General features: G+C 73.4%; 25 protein-coding genes and 1 pseudogene. 12 read left to right on the top strand and 14 right to left on the bottom strand.

Annotated elements, in window-relative coordinates; all coding sequences use genetic code 11:
- Window positions 1-3: 3 nt before the first annotated feature.
- The 6 genes from C1703_RS01885 to C1703_RS01860 all read right to left on the bottom strand — a co-directional run bounded on the left by C1703_RS01885 (window position 4) and on the right by C1703_RS01860 (window position 6,544).
- Window positions 4-1,854, bottom strand: a complete 1,851-nt coding sequence (locus C1703_RS01885; RefSeq protein ID WP_114250218.1) for an acyltransferase family protein — start codon at window positions 1,852-1,854, stop codon at window positions 4-6.
- Window positions 1,851-2,813 carry an LCP family protein gene (locus C1703_RS01880; protein WP_232840380.1) on the bottom strand — a complete coding sequence of 321 codons (963 nt, stop codon included), beginning with the start codon at window positions 2,811-2,813 and terminating at the stop codon, window positions 1,851-1,853. The genes C1703_RS01885 and C1703_RS01880 overlap by 4 nt, the downstream gene beginning before the upstream one ends.
- A 287-nt stretch (window positions 2,814-3,100) precedes the next feature.
- Window positions 3,101-4,330, bottom strand: coding sequence for a HAMP domain-containing sensor histidine kinase (locus tag C1703_RS01875; protein ID WP_114250216.1), 1,230 nt, complete (start codon window positions 4,328-4,330; stop codon window positions 3,101-3,103).
- The gene (gene cseB / locus C1703_RS01870; protein WP_269803196.1) at window positions 4,327-5,070 is read right to left on the bottom strand and encodes a two-component system response regulator CseB; all 744 of its coding nucleotides are present in this window, start codon (window positions 5,068-5,070) and stop codon (window positions 4,327-4,329) included. Before cseB ends, C1703_RS01875 begins: the two co-directional genes overlap by 4 nt.
- Window positions 5,067-5,705, bottom strand: coding sequence for a hypothetical protein (locus C1703_RS01865; protein ID WP_157993072.1), 639 nt, complete (start codon window positions 5,703-5,705; stop codon window positions 5,067-5,069). The genes cseB and C1703_RS01865 overlap by 4 nt, the downstream gene beginning before the upstream one ends.
- Window positions 5,706-5,836: 131 nt before the next feature.
- Window positions 5,837-6,544, bottom strand: a complete 708-nt coding sequence (locus C1703_RS01860) for a phenylalanine--tRNA ligase beta subunit-related protein (RefSeq protein WP_114250214.1) — start codon at window positions 6,542-6,544, stop codon at window positions 5,837-5,839.
- A gap of 157 nt (window positions 6,545-6,701) precedes the next feature.
- Here C1703_RS01860 and C1703_RS01855 point away from each other — a divergent pair, with 157 nt between their 5' ends.
- Complete coding sequence (locus tag C1703_RS01855) at window positions 6,702-7,286, top strand: XRE family transcriptional regulator (protein WP_114250213.1); 585 nt, start codon at window positions 6,702-6,704, stop codon at window positions 7,284-7,286.
- A gap of 177 nt (window positions 7,287-7,463) precedes the next feature.
- On the top strand, window positions 7,464-7,721 hold the full coding sequence (locus C1703_RS01850) for a hypothetical protein (RefSeq protein WP_198678058.1): 258 nt from the start codon (window positions 7,464-7,466) through the stop codon (window positions 7,719-7,721).
- Between the two features lie 21 nt (window positions 7,722-7,742).
- Here the strand turns inward: C1703_RS01850 and C1703_RS01845 are convergent, their stop codons facing one another.
- Window positions 7,743-8,864: a PP2C family protein-serine/threonine phosphatase gene (locus tag C1703_RS01845; protein ID WP_114250212.1), complete on the bottom strand. Its 1,122-nt coding sequence runs from the start codon at window positions 8,862-8,864 to the stop codon at window positions 7,743-7,745.
- Window positions 8,865-9,096: 232 nt separating this feature from the next.
- Between C1703_RS01845 and C1703_RS01840 the strand changes: the two genes are divergently transcribed.
- Complete coding sequence (locus C1703_RS01840) at window positions 9,097-9,768, top strand: TetR/AcrR family transcriptional regulator C-terminal domain-containing protein (RefSeq protein ID WP_114250211.1); 672 nt, start codon at window positions 9,097-9,099, stop codon at window positions 9,766-9,768.
- Between the two features lie 95 nt (window positions 9,769-9,863).
- A complete protein-coding gene (locus C1703_RS01835) occupies window positions 9,864-10,946 on the top strand; it encodes a low specificity L-threonine aldolase (RefSeq protein WP_114250210.1) in 1,083 nt (360 codons plus the stop codon).
- 47 nt (window positions 10,947-10,993) lie between these two features.
- Here C1703_RS01835 and C1703_RS01830 read toward each other — a convergent pair whose 3' ends face one another.
- The gene (locus C1703_RS01830; RefSeq protein WP_114257241.1) at window positions 10,994-11,971 is read right to left on the bottom strand and encodes a zinc-binding dehydrogenase; all 978 of its coding nucleotides are present in this window, start codon (window positions 11,969-11,971) and stop codon (window positions 10,994-10,996) included.
- 134 nt (window positions 11,972-12,105) lie between these two features.
- Here C1703_RS01830 and C1703_RS01825 point away from each other — a divergent pair, with 134 nt between their 5' ends.
- The 8 genes and pseudogenes from C1703_RS01825 to C1703_RS01795 all read left to right on the top strand — a co-directional run bounded on the left by C1703_RS01825 (window position 12,106) and on the right by C1703_RS01795 (window position 18,650).
- Window positions 12,106-12,450 carry an ArsR family transcriptional regulator gene (locus C1703_RS01825; protein ID WP_114250209.1) on the top strand — a complete coding sequence of 115 codons (345 nt, stop codon included), beginning with the start codon at window positions 12,106-12,108 and terminating at the stop codon, window positions 12,448-12,450.
- A gap of 85 nt (window positions 12,451-12,535) precedes the next feature.
- Window positions 12,536-13,285, top strand: coding sequence for an SDR family oxidoreductase (locus tag C1703_RS01820; protein WP_114250208.1), 750 nt, complete (start codon window positions 12,536-12,538; stop codon window positions 13,283-13,285).
- Between the two features lie 34 nt (window positions 13,286-13,319).
- Complete coding sequence (locus C1703_RS01815) at window positions 13,320-13,979, top strand: TetR/AcrR family transcriptional regulator (RefSeq protein ID WP_114250207.1); 660 nt, start codon at window positions 13,320-13,322, stop codon at window positions 13,977-13,979.
- Window positions 13,980-14,021: 42 nt separating this feature from the next.
- Window positions 14,022-14,252, top strand: coding sequence for a helix-turn-helix domain-containing protein (locus C1703_RS01810; protein ID WP_269803227.1), 231 nt, complete (start codon window positions 14,022-14,024; stop codon window positions 14,250-14,252).
- Window positions 14,253-14,407: 155 nt separating this feature from the next.
- Window positions 14,408-14,957, top strand: a pseudogene (locus tag C1703_RS38855) (glycoside hydrolase family 43 protein); the annotation flags it as partial.
- A 130-nt stretch (window positions 14,958-15,087) separates the two neighbouring features.
- On the top strand, window positions 15,088-16,194 hold the full coding sequence (locus tag C1703_RS01805) for a winged helix DNA-binding domain-containing protein (protein WP_114250205.1): 1,107 nt from the start codon (window positions 15,088-15,090) through the stop codon (window positions 16,192-16,194).
- A 114-nt stretch (window positions 16,195-16,308) separates the two neighbouring features.
- Window positions 16,309-18,012: a RecQ family ATP-dependent DNA helicase gene (locus C1703_RS01800; protein WP_114250204.1), complete on the top strand. Its 1,704-nt coding sequence runs from the start codon at window positions 16,309-16,311 to the stop codon at window positions 18,010-18,012.
- Between the two features lie 56 nt (window positions 18,013-18,068).
- On the top strand, window positions 18,069-18,650 hold the full coding sequence (locus C1703_RS01795; protein WP_114250203.1) for a hypothetical protein: 582 nt from the start codon (window positions 18,069-18,071) through the stop codon (window positions 18,648-18,650).
- A gap of 171 nt (window positions 18,651-18,821) precedes the next feature.
- Here C1703_RS01795 and C1703_RS01790 read toward each other — a convergent pair whose 3' ends face one another.
- The 6 genes from C1703_RS01790 to C1703_RS01765 form a co-directional block, all read right to left on the bottom strand.
- Window positions 18,822-20,078 carry a cation:proton antiporter gene (locus C1703_RS01790; RefSeq protein WP_114250202.1) on the bottom strand — a complete coding sequence of 419 codons (1,257 nt, stop codon included), beginning with the start codon at window positions 20,076-20,078 and terminating at the stop codon, window positions 18,822-18,824.
- Window positions 20,079-20,084: 6 nt separating this feature from the next.
- Window positions 20,085-20,570: a TrkA C-terminal domain-containing protein gene (locus tag C1703_RS01785; RefSeq protein ID WP_037758104.1), complete on the bottom strand. Its 486-nt coding sequence runs from the start codon at window positions 20,568-20,570 to the stop codon at window positions 20,085-20,087.
- A gap of 131 nt (window positions 20,571-20,701) precedes the next feature.
- Entirely contained in the window at window positions 20,702-21,157 is a 456-nt protein-coding gene (locus tag C1703_RS01780) for a hypothetical protein (RefSeq protein ID WP_114250201.1), read from the bottom strand.
- A gap of 224 nt (window positions 21,158-21,381) precedes the next feature.
- Window positions 21,382-23,046: an allantoin permease gene (locus C1703_RS01775; RefSeq protein WP_114250200.1), complete on the bottom strand. Its 1,665-nt coding sequence runs from the start codon at window positions 23,044-23,046 to the stop codon at window positions 21,382-21,384.
- Between the two features lie 219 nt (window positions 23,047-23,265).
- Window positions 23,266-23,616: a hypothetical protein gene (locus tag C1703_RS01770; protein ID WP_114250199.1), complete on the bottom strand. Its 351-nt coding sequence runs from the start codon at window positions 23,614-23,616 to the stop codon at window positions 23,266-23,268.
- A gap of 84 nt (window positions 23,617-23,700) precedes the next feature.
- Window positions 23,701-24,066, bottom strand: a complete 366-nt coding sequence (locus tag C1703_RS01765) for a DUF6479 family protein (protein WP_114250198.1) — start codon at window positions 24,064-24,066, stop codon at window positions 23,701-23,703.
- Window positions 24,067-24,071: the final 5 nt, after the last annotated feature.

The raw sequence follows: 24,071 nt of genomic DNA, 5'->3' as shown, positions 1-24,071 counted from the left end.
CGGTTACTTCTTCTGTTCCAGCGCTCGCGCCACCGTTCCCGCGTACAGCCTCGCGCCCGCGGGACCGGGGTGCACGCCGTCGTCCGCCAGGAGGTCGTCCCTGCCCCGGACGGCACGGTCCCAGTCCGCGACCACGACGTTCGGATGTGCCGCGGCGGTCTCCCGGACGGCGGTGTTCACCTGGTCCTTCCAGGCGAGCGGGCCGTGCACGGTGACCAGGACGACCGTACGGCGGGCGCCGGCATCCCGGACGACCTGTTCGAGGTCCGTACGGCCGCCGACGCCGTTCGTGCCGAGGCCGACGAGCAGGACCGGGTTCAGACGGCCCTCGGCACCGAGGGAACGCAGCTCAGAGGGGGCTGCGGACAGTTGGCGGCTGACCTTGGCGTCGATGCTGATGCCGGGGAAGCGTTCCTTCAGCGCCGGGGCCGCGGCGAGCATGACGGAGTCACCGACGGCCGTGATCCTTCCCGCCCGGGCGCGGGCGGACGTGCCCGGCGGCACCGGGTCGTCACCCTGTACGGCGCGTTCACCGGCCGCGATCCGGTCGGCGGCGCTGTCGCCGCGGCCGGCCGAGGCGATGCCCCAGGCGGCGACGAGAACGGCCGTCCCGGCGAGCACCGCCACCGCACGCGGACGCCAGGAGCGCCGGGTTCCGGTCCTGCTGCCTTCCCACGACCCCTGGCGCCTGCCGGACAGCGCCCCGTACACCGCTGCCGCGGTCCGGCGCAGGCCTTGCCGGCGTACGGGCTTCTCGACCCAGCGGTAGGAGGCGGCGGCCACGGCGACGGAGACAGCCGCCGCGAGCAGTCCGCGCAGAGGTGCCTGGCCCGGCCCGGGCCCGTCCGGCACGGCCAGGGCGATCAGCGGCAGGTGCCACAGATAGATCCCGTAGGACCGGCGGCCGATCCAGCGCAGCCACGGGGTGCTCATGAACCTGGCGAAGACCGATCCGCTCTGCGCGGCGGCCAGGACAACGGCTCCGGCGGCACACGCGGCGACGGCGAAGCCCCACGGGTACAGGTGCGGGGTGTCGGAGTGGATCCCCCCGGCCAGCACTCCGAGGACCACCGACCCCATGACACCGGCTGCTCCGTACAGGAGGGGCGCCCGATGGTGCTTCCGGGCACCGGCCGCGGGAACCGCCAGGGCGAGCGCCGCGCCGAGCAGGAGGCCGAAGGCGTGGGTGTCCGTGCCGAAGTAGGCGCGGGACGTGTCCTCACCGGGCCGGTGCAGCAGCGCCATCGCGGTGAGGGACGCGACCGCCGCCGCCGGCACGACGGCCACCCGGATGCGGGTGCGGGGGCCGGGGCCGGTCATCCGCAGCAGCCCCAGGATCACCAGGGGCCAGGCGAGATAGAACTGCTCCTCCACGCCGAGGGTCCACAGGTGCTGGAAAAGGGGCGGCGGCCCGAAGGAGGCGAAGTAGGAGGCGTGGGTGCTGATCTGCCACCAGTTGTTGGTGAAGGTCAGCGCCGACAGCACGTCCCGCCCGGAGGCGTCGATCCGCTCCGGGCGCCACAGCGCCGCCACGGCGGTCACGGTGACCAGGAGGACGACCAGCGCGGGGAGCAGCCGTCGCGCTCTGCGTATCCAGAACCGCGCGAGGTCGATCCGGCCGGTGCGGTGCCGTTCGGCGCACAGCAGGTCGGTGATCAGCCAGCCGCTGAGGACGAAGAACACGTCGACGCCGAGAAAGCCGCCGGGCAGCCAGGAGGGGGCGATGTGGTAGACGACCACCAGGAGCACGGCCACCGCGCGGACGCCGTCGAGCCCGGGCCGGTACGGACGTGGGGCCTCAGGCGGCTCAGGGGCGGCGGGGCGCCGCATCATCAGGGTCGCGGAGTCGCTCACGACTGCTCACCTCCTGGCAGCGGCCGGTCCTCGATGAGCGCTTTCCATAGGGCGTTCGCCTTCGGTTCCTCGGGGACGACCCGGTTGGGGTCGTGCGGGGCGGGGGCGACCGGCAGGGTGCGGAAGTCGACCTGGTCGGCGTCGAGGCCGTCGAGGGAGCGGGCGAAGGACGTCAGCGACGACAGGGAGCCGAGGCCCTTGTCCGTGGTGACGGCGCTGGTGAGGTCGTCGAGCAGCCGGTAGAGCCGCACGGGGTTCGTCAGCAGGTCGGTGGTGCGTATCTGGCCGATCAGGGCCTTCATGAAGGTCTGCTGGAGCTTGATGCGGCCGAGGTCGCTGCCGTCGCCGATGCCGTGCCGGGTGCGTACGAGCCCGAGGGCCTGCTCGCCGTTCAGGCGCTGAGGGCCCTTGCGGAGGTGGGTGCGGCTGTCGGGGTCGTCGATGTCCTGCGGGACATTCACCCGGACCCCGCCGAGCGTGTCGATCATCTTTTTGAATCCGGTGAAGTCGATCTCCACGACGTGGTCGATCCGCAGCCCGGACAGCTGCTCGACCGTGGCGACCGAGCAGGCCATGCCGCCGACGGAGAAGGCGGAGTTGAACATGACGGATTTCGCGGCCGGTACGAGACCGGACCCGGTGGCGCAGGCGGGCCGGTCGATCAGGGTGTCCCGGGGGAGGCTGATCACCGATGCGCTCCTGCGGCCGTCGGCGAGGTGGACGACCATGGCGGTGTCGGAGCGGGCGCCGCCTTCGTCGCGGCCGTACTCGCTGTTCGCCCCCGACCGGGAGTCCGAGCCGAGCAGCAGCACGTTCACCGCTCCCGGTGCCTGCCGGTCCGGTCGGGATCCGGCGTTCAACTGCCCGTCGACGTCCTGTGAGTCGATGTTGCCGTCGAGGTTCTGGTAGGCGAAGGCGGCGCCGGCCGCCACGAGGGCGACGAAGACGGTCGTCGTCACCAGGAGCCGGCGTGTCCGGCGGCGGGACCGGCCCCGGGGGGCCGGGCGGGCCGTGGTTCGTCGCCGGTGCGTCGAGGGGTCTCTGGCGTGCCGGCGCGGCTCACGGACCGGAAGGCGTGGGTCGGTCATGCGCTCTCCCATTCGGACAGCCCGCGAACGTGCTTCGCGGTGGGTGCTGCCGATGGTCGATCGCGCAGGTCTACGGCCTGCCTCCGGCGGCCGTCCGCGGGCGATCGAAACCCGCTCCGTTGTGTATCTGTTCTGTACCGGCGAGAGTTCGCCGCGGGTTACAGGGGCTCGTCAGGGGCCGCGGGCAGAGTGAGAACGGCCTCGGCGCCGCCGTCGGGCGCGTTGCCGAACCGGAGCCGGGCGCCGATCACCTCCGCCTGCCCCAGGGCGATGGTCAGCCCCAGTCCGTGTCCTGTGCCGCGTTCCGGAGCGTGCGAGCGGAAACGCTGGGGACCATCGGTCAAAAGCTCCTCGGGGTATCCCCGCCCGTGGTCGCGCACGGTCACCGAGGTCGCCGTGACGGCGACCTCCACCGGGGGCCGGCCGTGCCGGTGCGCGTTGGCCAGCAGATTGGCGAGGATACGGTTCAACCGACGTGGGTCGGTGCGGACCAGCGTGGCCGTGTGTCCGTCCTCCACCGGGTCCACGCGGACCGGGAAGTCGGCGCGCGCCACGGCCTGTTGGACCAGCAGGCGCAAGGACCAGGCGGACAGGTCGGGTTCCTCGGCGCCGCTGTCCAGCCGGGAGATCTCCAGCAGATCGTCGGTCAGGGAGCACAGGGCCCGCACCCGCTCGCGCACGTGGTCGGTGATCCGTCCCTCGGGCAGGTTCTCGGCCGCCGTCAGCAGCCCCATCAGGGGCGTACGCAGCTCGTGGGCGACGTCGGCGGTGAACCTCTGCTCCGTCAGCAGGCGGGACTGCAAGGCCGCCGCCATGGTGTCCACGGCGTGCGAGATCTCGTCGATCTCGTCCCGGGGCCGTTCGGGTACGCCGATCCGCGCGTCGAGCTCGCCCTGGCTGATCCGCGTCGCCGTGGCCGCCGCGAGCCGCAGGCGCCGGCTCAGGCGGGAGGCGGTGAAGGCGCCGGCCGGCAGCAGCACCCCGGAGGTCAGCGCCCCGGCCACGGCGATGCTCGCGTCCAGCGCCTCCAGGTCGCGCAGCGTCGGCTCCACGTCCGCGGTCACCGACAGCGTCCGGTCACCGGCCGGGCGGGCCGCCCACATCTGTCGCCCCCGCGGCCCGTCGACCAGTTCCGTGCCGTGATGCCCGCGGCGTACCAGCCCTGCCAGCCCCTCGGGGAGCTCGGCGTCCAGGCGGGCACCCGTCCCGCGTACCTCACCGGTCCGGGCGTAGACCGACGCGGCCCGGTCGAGATCCGTGCGGACGGCTGACCGGGCCTGCTTCAACTCCCGGTCGTAGGCGTCCACATGCACCCATACGCCCACGCACGCCACCGCGGCGGCCGTCGTGGAGACGACCAGCGTGCCGATGCGCCACCGGAGGTTCATCGGCGCATCTTGTAGCCGAAGCCACGCACCGTCTCGATGTACCCGCCGCCGATCTTCGCGCGCAGCCGCTGCACATGCAGGTCGACCACCCGGGTGTCGTGGTCCCACTCGTGTTCCCACACCCGTCGCAGCAGGGTGCCCCGGTCCAGCACCGTGCCCGCGTGCGCGGCGAACTCCAGCAGCAGACGCAGCTCGGTCGGGGTCAGGGCGACCGGCGCGCCCGCCCGGGTCACCTCCATCCCGTCGGTGTCGATGCACAGCTCACCGAACCGCAACAGCCGTTCCGAGCCGGCCTGCTCCGATGCCGGGGACGGTCGCCCGTTCCCCTCGGGGGAGGCCTGGGCCGCGTAGGAGACCCGCCGCAGCAGTGACCGGATCCGGGCCACGACGACCGAGCTCTCGCACGGCTTGACGACGTAGTCGTCGGCTCCCGACTCCAGACCGGAGACGACATCGAGGGAGTCGCCCCGGGCGGACATCATCAGGATCGGCACGGTACTCGTCTCCCGGACCCGGCGGCACAGGCCGATCCCGTCGAGTTCGGGCAGCATCACGTCCAGCAGCAGAAGATCGGGCCGGAGCTCGCGGAACAGCTCCAACCCCGTCAGCCCGTCCCCGGCGGAGAACACGGTGAAGCCGTAGCGCTCCAGCGACACCTGGAGCATGTCACGGATCACCTCGTCGTCCTCCACCAGCAACAGGCGGGCCTCGACCGGCGTGCCGGAGGCGTGCGACGTCACGACGCCCCCGGCTCGGGAAGGTCGGTCCGGTCCGACCGGGTGGCGTCGCGCAGGGACAGGATCTCTCCGTTCCAGCGGTAGCGGCTGACCGTGGTGGTGCGCGTGCCGGGGTCCGACGACGTCACCAGCAGCTCCCTGCCGACCGTGGACGCCGTGGTGCCCAGCGGCAACCACGTCGACAGAACGGGACGGACGTCCGCCGGACCGTTGATCATGTAGACCTCCAGAAGGGTCCGGGAGTCGACGGGATCGTCCAGCGCCACCACCGCTTCGGCCTCGCCGTCCCCCGTGAGATCCCGGTTCGCCACCGGCCGCATCCGGGGACACTCCTCCCTCGCCGCACCGGCACAGGCGCCCGCGGCTCGGCGGAAGTAGGAGGACAGATTGGTGTCCGCCGCCACCAGTTTCCAGGCGTCGGCGCGGCTCACGGGCGTCGAGACCCGCACGCCGACGATCGGCGCGTACCGATCCTCGTACGGCGCGTTCTGGCCGGGCGTGGCAGGAGGGGTGTAGCCGGGCCACAGTGGCTCCGGTTTCGCCGGGGGTGTCAGCGACGCGGCCGGGCCGTCGTCCACCGTGCCCTTCCCGCCCGCGCAGGAACTCAGGACCAGTGCGCCCGCCACAGCGGCGACCACGGCAGACCAACCGCGCACACGCCCGAAGCGCTGCTTCGCTGACGACATCCCGGGTATCACGACGAGCTTGTACACCTCACTTCACGAGCGTACCAACAGCACCGGAGGACACTCCGGCCCCGTGCGCGGGCTCAGGTGGTGGCCTGGGGCTGTGCCGGGCTGAGGTAGTGCACGGTGGTCTGGCCGGCGTGCGGGGCGAGCAGGCCCCGCAGTTCCTCCGCCGCGGTCCTCAGGAGGTGGCCGTCGGAGGTGGCGCGGAGCGTTTCCAGGACGAAGGCGACGTGGGTGGAGTCCGCGGTGACGCGGGTGCGGTGGGCGTCGCGGTGGTTCCAGTGACGCGTCAGGACGCCGGTGCTGTCCGCGTAGACGATCTCGCCGGGCCTGGGGTTCTCGACGGTGCCGGGTTCGCCGAGCGGGGTGAAGGTCTCGGTGCCGTCCGCGTGGCGGATGTCCACGTCGCCGGTGACCTGGTCCAGGTCGAAGGCGCCGGCGGGCAGGCCGTGGCGGACGGAGACGGCGTTGTAGGAGTCGACGGCCGGGTTGACGCGCGGCAGCGTTCCCTTCTTGGCGAGGCGGCGGCCGAGCGCGTCGACGCTGGGGCGGACGCGGCGCGGGTTGGTGCCGAAGGAGCGGTAGGCAGTGTGCCAGGCCTCGACGCGGGGATCGTTCTCGTCGGCGGGCTGCCAGGTGCCGTCGGCGAGCCGCCGCTCCAGTTCGTCCAGGGCGGTGGCGGTGTGGGGCCAAGGCGCGTGGCCGCGCAGGCCGGTGGCGGTGACCAGGGCGATGAGGGTGTCGGGGAAGGCGTCCGCGACGGCGGGGGCGATGCGGAAGGCGGGCATGGCGGGGTTTCCGTTCCGGTGGGCGTGCGGTGGGGCGGCGCGATATTCTCCCCCTGGTATCTTCAGAACGACCGCAAGGTACAACGTAACGACCGACCCCTGTCAACCGAACGACCGCACGGTGCATTCCGGTGACCTGTCGGCGAGGAGAGAGCAGATGGTCGAGACGGGCGCAGCCCTGCGGACGGTCGCGCACAACGTCCGGGCCGCCCGCACCCGCGCGGGCCTGTCCCTGGAGGAACTCGGCCGCCGTGCCCAGGTCAGCAAGGGGGCCCTGGTGGCGCTGGAGAAAGCCCAGGGCAATCCCAATCTGGCCACACTGGTCCGGCTGGCCGACACCCTCGGTGTCCCGGTGTCCGCCCTGATGCAGGGACCCGCCGAAGGCCGCGTCCGCGTCGTGGCCGCCGACGCCGTCGCACCGCTGTGGACCGGAGAACGGGGCGGCGAGGCCCGGCTCGTGCTGACCACCTCGGGCCCGGCCCCGGTCGAGGTCTGGCGCTGGCGCCTGGAGCCGGACGAGGAGTACCCCAGCCACCCCCACCAGCCCGGAGTCGTGGAGACCGTCAGTGTCACCTCCGGCCGGATGACCCTGATCGTCGACGGCACCGAACACACCGTGGAAGCCGGCCAGACCGCCACGTTCGACGGAGACACCCCGCACACCTACCGCGGTGCCGGTACCGGGACGTGCCACCTGGTCATGACGGTCCACCTGCCGCCGGGCCCCGCCGGGACGACCTGACCGGCACCGCCAGCGGCGGACCCCACTGGCCGGGGAGTACGTCCGGTACGTCGACTGGGAGCCCTGACGGTCTCGGCCGAGTCGGGCGAGTCCGGCGGTGCCCTGCCCCCACTGCCCGAGGGGGTCGGCGGGGGAGAGGATCGGCCTACGCGTACGGAGGACACGGGGGACAGGCGTATGCGCAAAGTCGTCACCGGCCATGACGGGAACGGCAGGTCGGTCGTGGTCAGCGACGGACCGATCCCGCGCGGCCGGGAGTTCACCAGCCTGCTCCCGGCGCCGGGCGGCACGCGCTTCGTCGTCCTGGCCTTCCCGCCGGACAGCGCGCCGGCCGACCCGGCGTTCGACGCGGTCGCCTTCGACCAGGAGCAGCGCGCCGACTCGCCCAACCTCGTCGAGCCGGCGGGCCGGACCGCCGAGGTCATCGGCGGGTGACGGCCGGCGTGGAGCCGCCGGTCAGCGGTGGGGAGAGCGGCGGACGGTCAGGACGGCGACGTCGTCGTGCCCGCCGTCGTCGGCGGCGAACGCGCGGGCGTCCTCGTACAGGGCCCGGGGCAGTTCGGCGGGGGAGAGGCCGAGGTGCCCGGTCAGCCGTTCCTCGACCGGGTAGAACGTGCCGTCGGCGGACCGGGTCTCGTCGAGCCCGTCGGTGGTCAGCAGCAGCGTCGAACCCTCCGGGAACGCACACCAGTTGACCGTCGTGGGCGCGTCCGCCAGCTCGGCGAGACCGAGCGGGACGCCGGAGTCCAGCGGCGGTGTGGAGACGACGCCGTCCCGCACCAGCCGGGGCGGGACGTGCCCGCAGTTGACGATCTGCGCCTCCGGTCCGGCGTCCACGCCGACGACGAGCGCGGTCACGAAGCGCTCGTCGTCACCGGTCTGTTCCGCGTGGGAGTTGTGGCGGACCACCGCGGCGTCGAGGGCGTCGACCAGCGCGGTGAGCGTGGGCTCGCGGTAGGCCGCCTCCCGGAAGGCCCCGATGACGGCGAACGCGGCGCCGACGGCCGCCAGGCCCTTGCCCTGCACGTCCCCGATCAGCACGCGGCTGCCCCAGGGCGAGTCCACCACGTCGTAGATGTCGCCGCCGACGAGACGGTCCTCCTGCAGGGGCTCGTAGACGCCGTTGACGAGGACGTCGTCGGTCAGGACGGGAAGGGGGTGCAGGATGTGCCGCTGCATCGCCGCGGCGGTGGAGCGCAGGCGGAGCATCTCGTGCTCGCGTCCGAGGCGCCGGCGGCAGGCGTAGACGGAGGCCGCGCCCAGGGCGAGGGTGAGCAGGACCAGCAGGGCCCGGTCGAGCCACCGGCCCACCTCGGCGCCCCGCACCAGCAGGGTGAACAGGACGACGAGCGTGGTCCACACGGCGACGAAGGCCGTCTGCCGGACCGTGCACAGCGCCGACGCCGTGCCCGGCAGGAAGACCAGCAGCCCGAGGAGCCACACCTCGGATCCGGAGACCAGGCCGAGGAACTCCACCAGGACCGTCACCGACACCACGCCGACGAGCACCTGGATGGTGTCCGGGGGCTCGATGGCGTCCAGGGCGTCGACGGATCGTGTGCGGCGGATACGGGCCATGGGGACTCCCGGACAGAGGGGGATCTCTCCGTACGTTGTACAGGTCGCGGGATGCCCCGGCCGTCAGCGTCATCAGTCCGGCGGACAGACGGCGGGGCGACGGCGCGCCGGAGCGCGTCCCGCCACGGTCAGCCCCTCGGCCGGCAGCAGCTCCGCCACTGTCTCGCTCTCGACGTGCCGGGTCAGGCTCCTGCCGTGAACGAGCGATACAGCGTACCGTACGATGACTCGCATGCCCCGTCACTCGCCCTCCCTGGATCGCGCCACCCCGGACCGCATCGCCGAGACCGCCCTGCTCCTCGTCGACGAGGGCGGTCCGGAAGCCCTGACGTTCCGGGCGCTGGCGGCGCGGCTGGAGATCTCCCTCGCCTCGCTTCAGCGCCGGTGCGTCGATCTCGCCGGACTGCTGGACCTGTGCCTGGACCACCTGGCCGCCCAGCTGCCCGAGACGCAGCCGGGCACCGACTGGGCCACCGCCACCGAGGTCAGGTTCACCGCGCTCTACCGGCTGCTGGCACAACGCCCGGGGCTGCTCGCCCTGCGGGGTACGCGGCCCTGGCTCGGGCCGCACCTGCTGGCCCGCCTGGTAGAGCCGCAGCTCGCCGACAGCCTCGCCGCCGGCATGAGCCCCGAGGAGGCGATCACGGCCTACCGGCGCATGTATCTGCTCACCCTCGGCAGCGCGGGCTTCGTCGACCACGGCGACGCCAAGGCCGCGCGGACGGCCACCCGGACCGCCCTGGCCGCCCTCGACCCGGAGGAGTTCCCGGTGCTGAGCGGCAACCTCGCCGCGATCGTGCCCGCGGTGACCGACCACGAGGTCTACTACGGCGCGCTGCGCCAGCTCATCGCGGCCGCGGATCCGGCCCGACCGCCCCTCCCGCCGGAGCGCCGCGACGCCTGACCCGCCGGAGCGCCGCGACCTGCCCGACCCGCCGGCGGCACGACGCCGCCCACGGAAACGCCCGAACGGGAACACCGACCACGAGGACCTTCGCCATGAACCTCACCACGACCACCGCCGCCACCACCACCCGGGCCACTCCCGCGGCACGCGTCTTCAGCAGCGACAACGCCGCCGGCGCCTCACCGGAGATCGTCGAGGCGGTGGCCGCGGTCAGCGCCGGCCCCGCCCTGCCCTACGGGGCGGACGACGGCACCGCCACGGTCCGGGAGGGGCTGAGCGAGATGTTCGAGCGTGACGTCGACGTCCTGCCGGTCTCCACGGGAACCGCGGCGAACGCGCTGAGCCTGGCCGCGCTGACCCCGCCCTGGGGCAGCGTGCTGTGCCACCGCGACAGCCACATCAACAACGACGAGTGCGCAGCGCCCGAGTTCCACACGGCGGGCGCCAAGCTGGTCCCGCTCGGCGGTGACGACGCCAAGATCGACCCGGAGGAGCTGCGGGCCGCCGCCCGGCACAAGGCCGGAGACGTGCACAGCGTGGAACCCTCGGTGGTGAGCGTCACCCAGGCCACCGAGACCGGAGCCGTCTACACCCTCGACGAGATCCGCACCCTCGGGTCGATCGCCCGGGAAGCCGGTCTGCGCCTGCACATGGACGGTGCGCGGTTCGCCGGAGCCGTCGCCGCCCTCGGTTGCGCGCCCGCCGAGCTGACCTGGCGGGCCGGGGTCGACCTGCTGTCCTTCGGCGCCACCAAGAACGGCACGATGACCGCCGAGGCGATCGTCGTCTTCGACCGCTCGCTCACACCCGAACTCGCCTTTCGCACCAAGCGGGCCGGCCAGCTCACCTCCAAGATGCGCTTCCAGGCCGCCCAGCTGGACGCCTACCTCCGCGGCGGCCTGTGGCTGCGCAACGCGGCGCACGCCAACGCCATGGCGGCCCGTCTGCAGGAGGGCCTCAAGGCGGTGCCCGGTGTGGAACTGCTCGGCGCCGCCGAGGCCAACATCCTCTTCTGCCGCCTGCCCCGGCAGATCACCGAGGGGCTCCTGGCCGAGGGCTACGCCTTCTACCACGACCGCTGGGCGCCGGGTGTGGTCCGCTTCGTGACCTCCTTCGCCACCACGGAGCACGACATCGACGACCTCGTCCGGGCCGCCGCCCGCCACGCCGCCTGACCGAAGGGGGTCCGGCCGCGCTCGCGGGCCGGGTCCTCGGAGCCCGGTCAGTCAGTGATCCGCAGCAGCAGCTTGCCCGTCGAGGTGCGACCGCCCATCAGCCGATGGGCCTCGGCCGCCTCCGACAGCGCGAACTCCGCCGTGACCGGAAGACGCACCGTGCCGTCGGTGACCTTGCGGAACGCACGCTCGGCCAGCGCGCGCAGCGCCCGGGGCGCGGACTGGGCGAGAGCCAGGATGGAGAAGCCCGCGACGGAACGGCCCTGCGGGTACAGCTCGGGCTGTCCGACGCGCCACGGCTCCGCGCCGCTCGCGTTGCCGAAGGACACCAGCCGTCCGAACTCGGCCAGGACGCCGAGGCCCTGGCGCAGGGTCTCGCCGCCGATCGGGTCGAGGACCAGGTCGACGCCCCTGCCGCCGGTCGCGCGCCGGACGTCGGCGTCGAAGGTGCCGGTGGTGAACACCTCGTCGTAGCCGTGCTCCAGGGCGTGCCCGGCCTTCGCCGGGGAGGAGACCACGCCGTAGACCGCGCCGGCTCCCGCCGCCCGGGCCAGTTGCCCGGCCACCGTGCCGACGCCTCCGGCGGCGCCGTGGACCAGCACGCTCTCCCCGGCGTTCAGCCGGCCCACCTCGTGCAGCAGGGCGTGCGCGGTCGGCACCACGGTGGGGAGCGTGGCCGCCGTCCGCGGGTCCAGGCCCTCGGGGAGCGGGAAGACGGTGGCGGTGTCGGCGACGACCACCTCCGCGTAGGCGCCGCTGTCGACGAGGGCGGCGACCTGCTGCCCGGGGTGGAGCCCCTCGACGCCGGCGCCCACGGCGCGGACCCGGCCGGAGACCTCCAGACCCGGGCGGTAGGGCAGCGACTGCACGCGGTAGCCCTCGGCGCGGGCCTTGAGGTCCGCGAAGTTGACGCCGGCGTAGGCGACGTCGATGGCCACCTGGCCCGGGCCGGGCTCGGGGACCTCGGCCTCGACGACCTTCAGCACCTCGGGATCGCCGTACTCCTCGAACTCCACCGCACGCATCATCGGAACGCACCCTTCGACTGAGTGTTCAATGGAAAGCGAACACCCGGACTGTAAGATACTCATCGAACACTCGGCAAGGGGCTCGGATGCCCGACGGGGTGCCGACGAGGTCGCAGGGCTGGGAGAGGGGCATGGCGAACCAGACGGCGGGCGGCAGTCATCGTGCCGCGCCGGTGCACACGGATCCCGAGGACGTCTCCGTCCTGACCGCGCTGTCCGCGCTCGCCGACCCGGTGCGCCTCCAGTTGATCCGCGAGCTGGCGGGTTCCCCGGTGTGGACGCGCAGTTGCGGCAGTTTCGACGTGCCGGTCGGCAAGGCCGCGCTCAGTCATCACTTCTCCGTCCTGCGGGGTGCCGGCCTGGTCGAGCAGCGGGATGAGGGGCCGAAGCGGGTCAACCGGCTGCGCCGCGAGGAGTTCGACGCACGCTTCCCGGGGTTGCTCGACCTGGTCCTGCGTGCCGACGAGGTGGAGTGAGGCATTCCTGGCAACCATATGGACGGGCCGTTCATATTCTGTTTATATGGACTAACCGTCCACTTCTTGCGGGGAAGGCAGACCAATGACCAGCACGCCCCACACCAGCACCCCTCGTGTCGCGCTCGTCACCGGCGGCTCCGGCGGCATCGGCCGGGCCGTCGTCGAGCGGCTCGCCGCGGACGGCTACGCCCTCGCGGTGCACTACGCCGGCAACAAGGCCAAGGCCGAGGCCCTCGTCGAGGAGGTCACCGCAGCCGGCGGGCAGGCCGTCGCCGTCAGCGGTGACGTCGCCGACGAGCAGGACATGCGGGCCGCCTTCGACGCCGTCGAGACGGCGTTCGGCGGGATCGACGTGGTGATCAACACCGCCGGGATCATGGTGCTCGCGCCGATCGCCGAGCTGGACCTGGACGACCTGGACCGGATGCACCGCACCAACATCCGCGGCACCTTCGTCGTCGCCCAGCAGGCCGCCCGCCGGGTGCGCCGCGGCGGCGCGATCATCAACGTGTCCACGTCGGTCACCCGCACCCAGCTGCCCGCTTACGGGGCGTACGTCGCCAGCAAGGCCGCCGTGCAGAGCATCACGCTGATCCTCGCCCGCGAACTGCGCGGCAAGGACATCACCGTCAACACCGTCGCCCCCGGCCCGGTCGCCACCCCGCTCTTCCTGGAGGGCAAGGACGAGGCCACCGTCGCCCGGTTCGCCCAGGCCACCCCGCTGGAGCGACTGGGCGAACCGCGTGACATCGCCGAGTCGGTCGCCTTCCTCGCCGGCCCCGCCCGCTGGGTCAACGGCCAGGTCCTCTACACCAACGGCGGCCTCGCCTGACCCCCCGGACGGGCACGAGCGAAGGAGAGACATCGTGACCGAGCAGGCCGAGGGCGCCGAGGAGCGCCCGGCCCGCAGGCGCGGACGCCGTCCCGCCGACGAGGTTCGCGCGGACGTCTTCCGCGTGGTCGGGGAGGTGCTCCTGAACGAGGGAATCGCCGACCTGACCTTCGAACGGGTGGCCCGCCTGTCCGGCGTCAGCAAGACGACGCTGTACAAGTGGTGGCCCTCCAAGGGCGCCCTCGCCCTGGACGGCTACTTCCACGCCGTCGAGGAGACCCTCGCGTTCGACGACACCGGCGACATCCGCGCCGACCTCACGCGTCAACTGCTGTCGTTCGCGCACCTCATGACCCGGACGCCGGCCGGGCGGGTGCTCACCGAGCTGATCGGCCAGTCCCAGACCGACGAGGACCTGGCCACGGCCTTCCGCTCCCTGTACTCCTCCGGACGCCGGCGACTGGCCGGGGAGCGGTTGCTGCGCGCCAGGGAGCAGGGGCAGATCCGCGACGACGTCGACGTCCAGGTCCTCGTCGACCAGCTCTGGGGCGCCGTCTACCACCGGATGCTCATCCCGGACGAGCCCGTGACCGACGACTTCGTCGTCGCCCTGGTCGCCAATCTGTTCCACGGCATCACCCCGCCGACCGAACACCGCCCGATCTCCCAGGACGGCTCCCGGGACGGCGCGTAACGGAGCCGGGCTGAACGTGTCGCCGTCGAGAGCCCCCGCACCCTGTCCCGCGCGAGCCTGGCGGTCACCGGCATGAGCGCGAAGAAGTACATCGACGAGCGGGTCCTGCTGGAGGCCGAGCGCCTGCTGCCGCACACCGACCGCGCGGCGAAGGACGTGGCTGCGGAGCTGGGGTTCGCCGATCCCAGCGACTTCACCAAGTTCTTCCGGCTGCGCACGGGCACGACGCCCGGGGAGTTCCGGGCGCGGGCACTCCGCGCCGACGGCACCTGACGCCCCTACTCGGGCGGCCGGTCCGTGCCCATGGCGACGATGTCCGCGCCCGCGAAGACGGCCGTCGACCGGTGGGGACGCGCGAGCGACGCTCAAGGCGCTCCCGGCGACCGACGACCCGGCGGAGAGGATCGTCCCCGCCGCGGCGGGCGCTCCTGGCTCCGGTGACCTGGTCCGACGGCTGGCCGGTCGTCGGCGAGCTCACACCGGACCTGCCCCGGCCCCCGTGGCCGCTCCAGGAGCCCCCCCCGCAGCGCCGGTCCGGGACGACTTCGACGACAGCGAACTCGCCGCCGCCTGGATCTCACTGGGCACCTGGTCCGCGGAGCACTGCACCACGAAGGAGCGGCCCGGCTCCCTCACCCTCCGCGCCCGGGGCGAGTCGCTCGACGACCCCGAGGTCACGTTCGTCGGAGGACGCGGCGGGCTGGCCGTCCGCCTCGACGAGCAGCACCACTACGAGATCGAGGCGGCCGCCTCGATCCTCGGCACCACCGGACCGGCGGGGACCTGCCTGGAGGACGCGGACGGCACGTTCGCCGAACTCGCCACGCGCTCGACGGCCGCTACCTGTCCACCGAGGTCGCGGGCGGTTTCACGGGCCGGGTCATCGGCATGCACGCCGCGACCGGGACCGTCCACTTCGACTGGTTCGACTACGAGCCACTGGACGCCGAGGCGGCCGCGCCGGGGTCGGCCGGGTAGGCGGACACGGGCATGGCCGGCCCACACACGCGGTCAGCAACTGACCGCATCCCCTGGGACGGTGACCGTGCACGCCGCCCGGACACCCCGACCACGGGCCGGCCCACGACGCGAAGGCCCAGATAACGCGATGACCGTTCTCGACGCCCGGGCGCTCAACCGCGCCACCCTCGCCCGGCAACTGCTGCTCGACCGCGCCGACCTGCCGGTGCTCGACGCCGTCGCGCACCTGTGCGGCCTCCAGGCACAGGAACCGCAGGAACCGTACGTCGGCCTCTGGTCCCGGCTGCGGACGTTCGACCCGGCGGCGCTGTCGGACCTGCTGACCGGACGGCGCGTGGTGCGGACCCACCTCATGCGCCGCACCGTCCACCTCGTCACCGCCGCCGACATCCTGGCCTGGCGGGCCCGCCACCACGACATGCTGCGCACCAGGGTGCTGGGGACCTACCGCCGCGAACTCGACGGGATCGACCTCGGGGAACTCGCGGCGGCCGGCCACGAGGTCATGGCCGACGGCGAGCCCCGCTCGATGTCCGACCTCGCCCGCGCGGTCTCCGGCCGCTGGCCGGCCGCGGGGATCCGGCCCCTGGGCGAGATGCTGGCCGCCGCCCTCCTCCCGACGGCGCAGCTGCCGCCGCGCGGGCTGTGGCGCACGACCGGGGGAGCCCGCTACACGCTCCTCTCCACCTGGCTGGGGCGCGAGACCGACCCGCCGGCCGCGGACGGCTCCGACCCCGTGGGCCAGGCGCTGGTACGGCGTTACCTGGCCGCGTTCGGCCCCGCCGCCTCGGCCGACCTGCGTGCCTGGTGCGGCCTGGCCGGACTGCCGGCCGCGGTCTCCGCCCTGCGCGGCGAACTGGTCGCCTTCCGCGACGAGCGCGGCCGGGAACTGCTCGACCTCCCCGACGCGCCCCGCCCCGACCCGGAGACCCCCGCCCCGGTGCGCTTCCTGCCCGCGTTCGACAACGCGATCCTCGGCTACCACGACCGCGGCCGGATCATCGACGACGCCCACCGCGGCCTCTCGGTCGCCGGCGCCCGCGTCGTCCTCGTCGACGGCCGGGTCGCCGCGACCTGGACCGTCGAGGCCGGCACCGGCACCGTCCTGGTCACCCCGCTGCGCCGCTTCTCCCGAGCCGACCGGGCCGCCGTCGAGGAGGAAGGCCGGGCGCTGGCGTCCTTCCTGTCCGACGACGCCGGCCACCGGGTACGGATCGCCGCGTCCCCCGCCTGACGGCCACGCCGGACAGCTGCCGATACGCGATAGGCGCCCGGTCCCGGGGGTACCCAGGAGTGCGCCGCGGACGCGACCACGCAGGCGTCCGCACGGAGCAGCGAGGAGCCCGGCATGGGACGGAAGCCGCCGCGGACGGACCCGAGCCGGGCCACGCGGCTGCGGCGGACCGCCGCCGAGGTGTTCGGCTGGGACACCCTCCTGCCCGAGCAGCTCACCGCCATGGAATGGGTGCTCGACGGCGAGGACACCCTCGTGGTCATGCCGACCGGATCCGGCAAGTCCGCCGTCTACCAGGTCCCCGCCCTGCTGCTGTCCGGGCCGGTCGTGGTCGTCTCGCCCCTGCTCGCTCTCCAGCGCGACCAGATCGCCGGTCTGCCGGACGGCGACCGCGCCCCCCGCGCCGTCGCCGTCAACTCCGACCTCGGCGCGGCCGGGACGGCGGACGCGTGGGACGCGGTGTGCGGCGGCGCCGCCCGCCTGCTCTACATGTCGCCGGAGCAGCTGGCCAAGGACGAGGTGGTGGAGCGGCTGGCCGAGGCGCGCCCCGCCCTGTGCGTGGTGGACGAGGCCCAGTGCGTGTCCTCCTGGGGCCACGACTTCCGCCCCGACTACCTGCGCCTCGAACAGGCGGTACGCCGGGTGGGCCGGCCACCCGTCCTGGCCCTGACCGCCACCGCCGCCGCACCGGTGCGCAAGGAGATCGCCGAACGCCTGGGCATGCGCCGGCCGCGGCTGATGGTCACCGGCTTCGACCGGCCCGAGATCAGACTGGAGGTCCGCCGCTTCCTGGACGACGACGAACGGCGCCGGGCCGTCGTCGAACGGGCCGCCGCCGAACCCAAGCCGGGCATCGTCTACGCCGGGACCCGCAAGGACAGCGAGCACTACGCCGGCGAACTGGCCGCCCTCGGACTGGCCACGGAGGCCTACCACGCCGGACTGCGCGCCGCCGAACGCGAGCGGATCCACGACGTCTTCCTGTGCGGCGCGGCCGACGTGGTGGTGGCGACCTCGGCGTTCGGCATGGGCATCGACAAGGAGGACGTGCGGTTCGTGCTGCACGCCTCACTGCCGGGTTCCCTGGACGCTTACTACCAGGAGATCGGCCGCTGCGGCCGGGACGGGCAGCCGGCCCTCGCCGTCCTGCACTACCGGGCCGAGGACACGGGCATGCGGACCTGGTTCGCGGGCCGCACCCCCGGCCGGGACACCCTGTCGGACGTGGCCCACGCCGTCCACGACCACCGCGGGGACCTCCCGGACCTCGACGACCTGCGCGAGGACACGGGCCTGTCCAGGAACCGCGTCACGGCGGCGGTGAACCTGCTGGAGGAAGCGGACGCCGTCGCCACGGGGGAGGAGGGCGAGGTGCGCCCGGTCCCCGGCGTCTCCCCGGAGCGGGCGGCCGAGCAGGCCGCGCGGACGGCGCGGGCGCACCGCCGCACCGACCGCACGCGCGTCGAGATGGCCCGGGCCTACGCCGAGGCCACCGGCTGCCGACGCCGCTTCCTGCTGGGCTACTTCGGCGAGAACCACCCGGGGGCGTGCGGGAACTGCGACCTGTGCGACGCGGACCGTGCCGGGCACGGGCACGAGGAACGGCCCGCCCATCCCGCCGCGGCCGCCTGTCCCGTGGGCACCGAGGTACGGCACGAGCAGTGGGGCGACGGCATGGTGCTCAGCGAGGACCGGGACCGCATCACCGTGTTCTTCGCACAGGCCGGCTACCGCACGCTGGCCCTGGAAGCGGTGTCCGGCCAGGACGGCCTGCTCACCGTGGTGCGCAGGCCGGGCGAGGACCGGTGGGCCGGCTGACGTGAGGGGAGCACACTGGAAGGGAGCTGCCGGTGCTCACGAGGGGGTGTCGGCCGATGGAAGCGTCAGGGCGTACGACCGTGCGGTGCTGGCGGTGGCGGCGCAACCCGCTCAGGCGGCGCGTCGACGTCGTCGAAGCGTGGGTGGTGCTCGCCGGCTGGGTGTTCGCCCTGCTGGGCGGGCTGGTCGCCGGGTCGATGGCGGCGGGCGCCGTCGAGCGGGCCGTGGAACGGCAGCGGGCCGAGAGCCGCGAGGTCACGGCGGTGCTCGTCGAGGACGCGCCCGGCCCGTCCCCGGCGCGCGCGGCGAGCGACCACCGGGTCTGGGGCAAGGTGCGGTGGACCGCGCCGGACGGCTCGGCCCACCGGGAGGAGGCACGGGTGCCGCCCCGGGCGCCCGCCGGGAGCACGATCCCCGTGTGGGTGGACCGCGACGGTGACCTCACCGCGCAGCCGGTGTCACCCGGCGAGGCCTGGCTGCACACCACCGTCGGCGGCGTGCTGGCAGGAGCCCTGACGGGCGGGGCGGTACTGGGAGCCGCCTGGGTGGCCCGTCTGGGTCTCGACCGGCGGCGGATGGCGCAGTGGGACGCGGAGTGGGAGCGGATCGACACGCGGCGGGGGTGGAAGACGGGCTGATCGACACGCGGCTGGGATGGAAGACGGGCTGATCGACACGCGGCGGAGATGGAAGACGGGCTGATCGACACGCGGCGGGATGGAAGACCTGCTGAAGCGACCCGCGGCGTGGAAGACCGGCCGAACCGGGCGGCCCTCGTGGGGGGTCGTGCCGCCGCCGGTCTCCCGTGATCACGCCCGGCCGACCGTGTCCTGCCCCTCGATCGTCTCGTGCTCGCCGGACGGGCCCGGCGCCGCGGACCCGGCCGCCCCGACCCGCCGCCGGCGCACGCGGCGGCCGGTCAGGCGGGTGGCCAGTGGCTCGGTCCAGCGGGCGGTCAGCGGGCCGAGGAGGACCAGGATGAGGACGTACGCCGTGGCCAGGGGACCGAGGGACGGCTCGATGCCGGCCGTGACGGCGAGCCCGGCGATGACGATGGAGAACTCGCCGCGGGCCACCAGCGTCCCGCCCGCGCGCCAGCGGCCCTTGGGCCCGATCCCGGCACGGCGCGCCGCCCAGTAGCCGGTGGCGATCTTCGTCGCGGTGGTGACGGCGGCCAGCGCGAGAGCGGGCAGCAGCACGGGCGGGATGCTGGCCGGGTCGGTGTGCAGGCCGAAGAAGACGAAGAACACCGCGGCGAACAGGTCCCGCAGCGGCGCGAGCAGGCTCGACGCGCCCTCGGCGACCTCACCGGACAGGGCGATGCCGACCAGGAACGCGCCCACGGCGGCGGACACCTGCAACTGCTGGGCGACCCCGGCGACCACGAGGGTCACCCCCAGCACGACCAGCAGCAGCTTCTCCGGGTCGTCGCTGGAGACGAAGCGGGAGACGTGACGGCCGAAGCGCACCGCGAGGACGAGCACGAGGGCCGCCACCCCGAGGGCGATGGCGAGCGTGAGCGCCCCCGCGGCCAGGCTCACCCCGGCCAGCAGGGCCGTGACGATGGGCAGGTAGACCGCCATGGAGAGGTCTTCCAGGACCAGGATGCTCAGGATGGCCGGCGTCTCGCGGTTGCCGAGCCGCCCCAGCTCGCCGAGGACCTTGGCGATGACGCCGGAGGACGACACCCAGGTCACGCCGGCCAGCACCACGGCGGCGACCGGCCCCCAGCCGAGCAGCAGGGCCAGGGCCGCGCCGGGCAGGGCGTTGAGGACGGCGTCGACGATCCCGGCGGTGTAGTGGGTCCGGAGGTTGGAGACGAGGTCGGCGGCCGTGTACTCCAGGCCCAGCATGAGCAGCAGCAGGATGACGCCGATCTCGGCGCCCACGGCGACGAAGTCCTCGCTGGCGCCCAGCGGCAGCAGCCCGCCCTCACCGAAGGCGAGCCCGGCCAGCAGGTAGAGGGGGATCGGCGAGAAGCGGAAGCGCCCGGCGAGCCGGCCGAGCAGCCCGAGCCCGAGAATGAGGCAGCCGAACTCGATCAGGAAGACCGCGGAGGAGTGCATGGCGGGTCACTCCCGCCCGAGTATCGCGGCGGCCGCCTCCACGCCCTCGCGGGTGCCGATGACGATGAGGATGTCACCGCCGGCGAGCCGGAAGTCCGGGGCGGGGGAGGGGATCGCCTCGGCCCGGCGCAGCACCGCCACGACGGACGCGCCGGTGTCGGTGCGCAGCCGGGACTCGCCCAGCAGCCGCCCGTTCCAGTGCGAGGATCCGGGCAGTTCGATCCGCTCGGCGACGAGGCCCAGGTCGGTGGTGGACAGCAGGTTCGGCGTGTGGTGGGCGGGCATCAGCGCGTCGATGAGCGTGGCCGCCTCCTCCGCCGTGAGGCGCACCGACAGGTCGCACGCGTCGGGGTCGTCCTCGCGGTAGGCGCTGATCGTCCGGTGTCCGTCGCGGTGGGCGACCACCGACAGGCGGCGGCTGTCCCGTGTCGTCAGGTCGTAGCGGACCCCGATGCCCGGCAACGGCGTGCTGCTGAGGCGTGGCGCGCTCATGTCGTCCCCCTTCGGTCGGCGTGCGCGTTCCGGTGACTCGCCTGCGGGGGGCCTCGCCCGGACGTGCGCCCAGATCCGGCCTGTGCGCTCATCCTAGGCGGCCGTGCGGGACCGCACCCGTCCCGTGTGTGCTACCTGGACGATTCCGGGACAGGGGATCCGGACGGGAAGGGAGTGGTCGTGGGCTGCCGCGCGGTCGCGCCCTCGACCTGCCGTACGGTGCCCGTCCCCGGCCGGTGGCCCTGGCCCGCGCCGGTGGACAGCTGGGACCAGGCCCCGAGGGCCAGGGCCACGGCGGCGGCGGTGGCCACGACACGTCCCACGCGGCGGACCTTGGCGCCGCGGTCCAGGTCCCGCCAGGCCACGCGGACCCACAACTCCTCCGGCTGCCACAGGTCACCGACGGCGTGCGGGGGCTGGGGCTGCCGTCCCGCCGCCCTCTCCCGCGCGGAGGGTTCCCTGGGGGCCGATGCGCGTATGGCGGACTCGCTGTCCGTCAGGAACCGCAGCCACACCTCGTCCGGGACCGAGAAAACGCCCTCCGGCTCGTCGGGTGCTCCCCGTCCGCCCGGTCCTTCGGTGGTCACGTCCCCTCATCCCCTCTCCGCCCGTCGGCCTGGTCACCGGGCAGCGAAGATCAGTATGCCGCCCGGCACCCGGAGCCGCTGCCCCGCGGACGCGGCGATGTGCGACCGAGACCGCCTCGATACGGGCGTGTGCGGCGGGGCGGCGACGACCGGGATCCCGGGCCGCGCGGCGAGGGCGGGGCGCCGTGGGGCGGGAGCGGCGCGCGGCGCCCCCGCCCCCGGGGTCAGACGGCCGCCGGCAGCACGTGGTCGCCGACCTTGTCGGTGCTCAGGCACAGGGAGCAGACGACCGCGTCGTGCGTCCGGCACGCGGTCACGTCCGGCCGCTCGAACCGCTGCCGGCACACGTGGCAGTCGTACGTGGTGGCGCTGGGGTTGCCGTCCTCGTCCAGGAGCGGCTCGGCGATGCCGTCGTCGGCGCGGCGCAGGTAGTACCGGCCCTTGGTGACCACGGCCATCAGCGGCGTGAGGACGAAGGCGATGACGGCCGCGGCGACGGGCGAGTACGGCTGGAGCGTGTCGCCCAGCGCGTGGAAGTACATGGCGATGGACAGCCCGGACGCGGCGACGAAGGCCACGACACCGACCGGGTTGACGGCGTAGAGCATGCCGCGGCGGAACTCGGGGGCGTGCGGGGACAGCTTCAGCACGTACTTGTTGATGCCGATGTCCGTGGCCACGGTGACCACCCAGGCGATCGCGCAGTTCGAGTAGAAGCCCAGGATGCTGTTGAGGAAGCTGAACATGTCGGCCTCCATCAGGGCGAGCGCGAAGCCCAGGTTGACCAGGACGAAGACCATTCGGCCGGGGTAACGCCTGGTGACCCGGGTGAAGGAGTTGGTCCAGGCGAGGGAGCCGGAGTACGCGTTCGTCACGTTGATCTTGATCTGGCTGATCACGACCAGGGCCACGGCCAGCGGGAGGACGAGCCAGGACGGCATCATCGCGTCGAAGGCGTGCTTGAACTGCTGGATCGGCTCGGGCGCTGCGGCCGCGCCGACCTCGGCGATGATGTAGACCGCGAGGAACACGCCGATGGCCTGCTTCAGCGCGCCGAGCACCACCCAGCCCGGGCCGGCCATCACCACGGCCGTCCACCAACTGCGCTTGTTGGCCTCGGTCTTGGGCGGCATGAAGCGCAGGTAGTCGATCTGCTCCCCGATCTGCGCGATCAGCGACAGGCAGACGCCCGCGCCCAGGAGCACGGAGGCGGTGTTGACGCCGCCGTCGCCGTCGGTGCCCGCGTAGGCGAGGAAGCGGTCGACGCTCCCGGGGTCGGTGGCGACCAGGTAGACCAGCGGGCCGACCATCAGCAGCAGCCAGATCGGGGTGGTCCACACCTGGAGCTTGCTCAGCGCCGTCATGCCGTAGATGACCAGCGGGATCACCATGAGCGTGGACACCAGGTAGCCCAGCCACAGCGGCAGTCCGAGGCCCAGCTTCAGGCCCTGCGCCATGATCGAGCCCTCGAGGGCGAAGAAGATGAAGGTGAAGCTGGCGAAGATGACGCTGGTGAGCACCGAGCCGAAGTAGCCGAAGCCCGAGCCGCGCGTGATCAGGTCCAGGTCGATGTTGTAGCGGGCCCCGTAGTAGGCGAGCGGGAATCCGGTCACGAAGATGACGACCGCGGCGACGGCGATCGCCAGCAGCGCGTTGCCGGTGCCGTGGGCCAGGCCGATGCCGGCGCCGATGGAGAAGTCGGCCATGTAGGCGATGCCGCCGAGCGCGGTCGTCGCCACCACCATCGGGGTCCAGCGCCGGTAACTGCGCGGCGCGAAGCGGAGGGTGTAGTCCTCCAGGGTCTCCTTGACGGCCTGGTCCGTACCCCGCGCTGCCTTCTGCGCGGGTTCCGGCTCGACGACTTCTGCCAGTCGTGGCTCCGTACTCATGCCACGCCTCCTTGCTGCGGGTTGGGGACCGACAAGGCAGGCACGGTAGGCAGCGGTCGTTACCCCTAAATACTTCCTGCGTGAAGGGAATGTTTCGGAGGCATCTCACGAGACCTGGGGCCCCCGCCCGAGCGCCGCGACGAACGAGACGGCGAAGGGCCCGTGCACAGGCACGGGCCCTTTCTGTCCGGCTGTCCGGCGGTGACGCGGTGGTGACCCCTACGTGCGGTCACCCTTCGGCTTGCCCGGCTGGTCCGGCGTCCCGTGCGGCGGCGCACTGGACGGCTCCGGCGACGTGGCGGGCGACACCGGCGAGCCGCCGTGGCCCTCGCCCGTCTCGGGACGCAGGGCGCCCGGGTCGCCGGACGTCGGCTCCGCGCCCGCGCGCAACTGCTCGAGCCGGGACCCCAGCAGCTCCGTCACCGGCAGCCGGTCGGCGTGCGACCGCTCGTACGCCAGCAGTTCCTCGACCTCGTCCGCCGACAGCGACCGCACACGGCTCTCCAGGCCGCCGATCGGCAGGTGGTCGTAGTCGGGCAGCGGCAGGGTGTTGCGGGCGGGATCGGCCATGGTTCTCACTTCCCTGTGTACGACGTGATGTACGACCGGGGCGGGCGGGGTGGCCCGGGGCCGGGTGGTCCTGGATCGGGTGGCTCAGCGGGCGCCCGGTCCGCCGCTGCCGAAGCCGCCGCTGCCGCCCTCGTTCCAGCGCGGACGCTCCTGCGAGGCGCTCGTCCGGTCGCTCTGGCGGCCGTTCGTCTTCAGCTCGTGCGGAGTCAGGCGCTCCTCGCTTCTCGGCATCTCGTCCGGTTCCCGGCGCTCACGCGTCTCGCGGACCGGGCCGCCGGCGGGCATCCGCGGCTGCTCCTCGGGGCGTGGCGTGGGCAGTTCCCTGCGCTTGTTGCGGAAGCCGAGGACGAAGGCCCCCAGCAGCAGGCCCACGACCACCACGCCCGCCACGACCAGTCCGATGCCGAGGGCGCCACGGCCCGCGGCCAGCTCCATCCATGCGGTATCCATGGCGG

It is taken from the genome of Streptomyces sp. Go-475 (genome assembly GCF_003330845.1).
Lineage (GTDB): Bacteria > Actinomycetota > Actinomycetes > Streptomycetales > Streptomycetaceae > Streptomyces.
The sequence above is the reverse complement of the archived record's forward strand: the minus strand, read 5'-3'. Positions and strand labels throughout refer to the sequence as shown.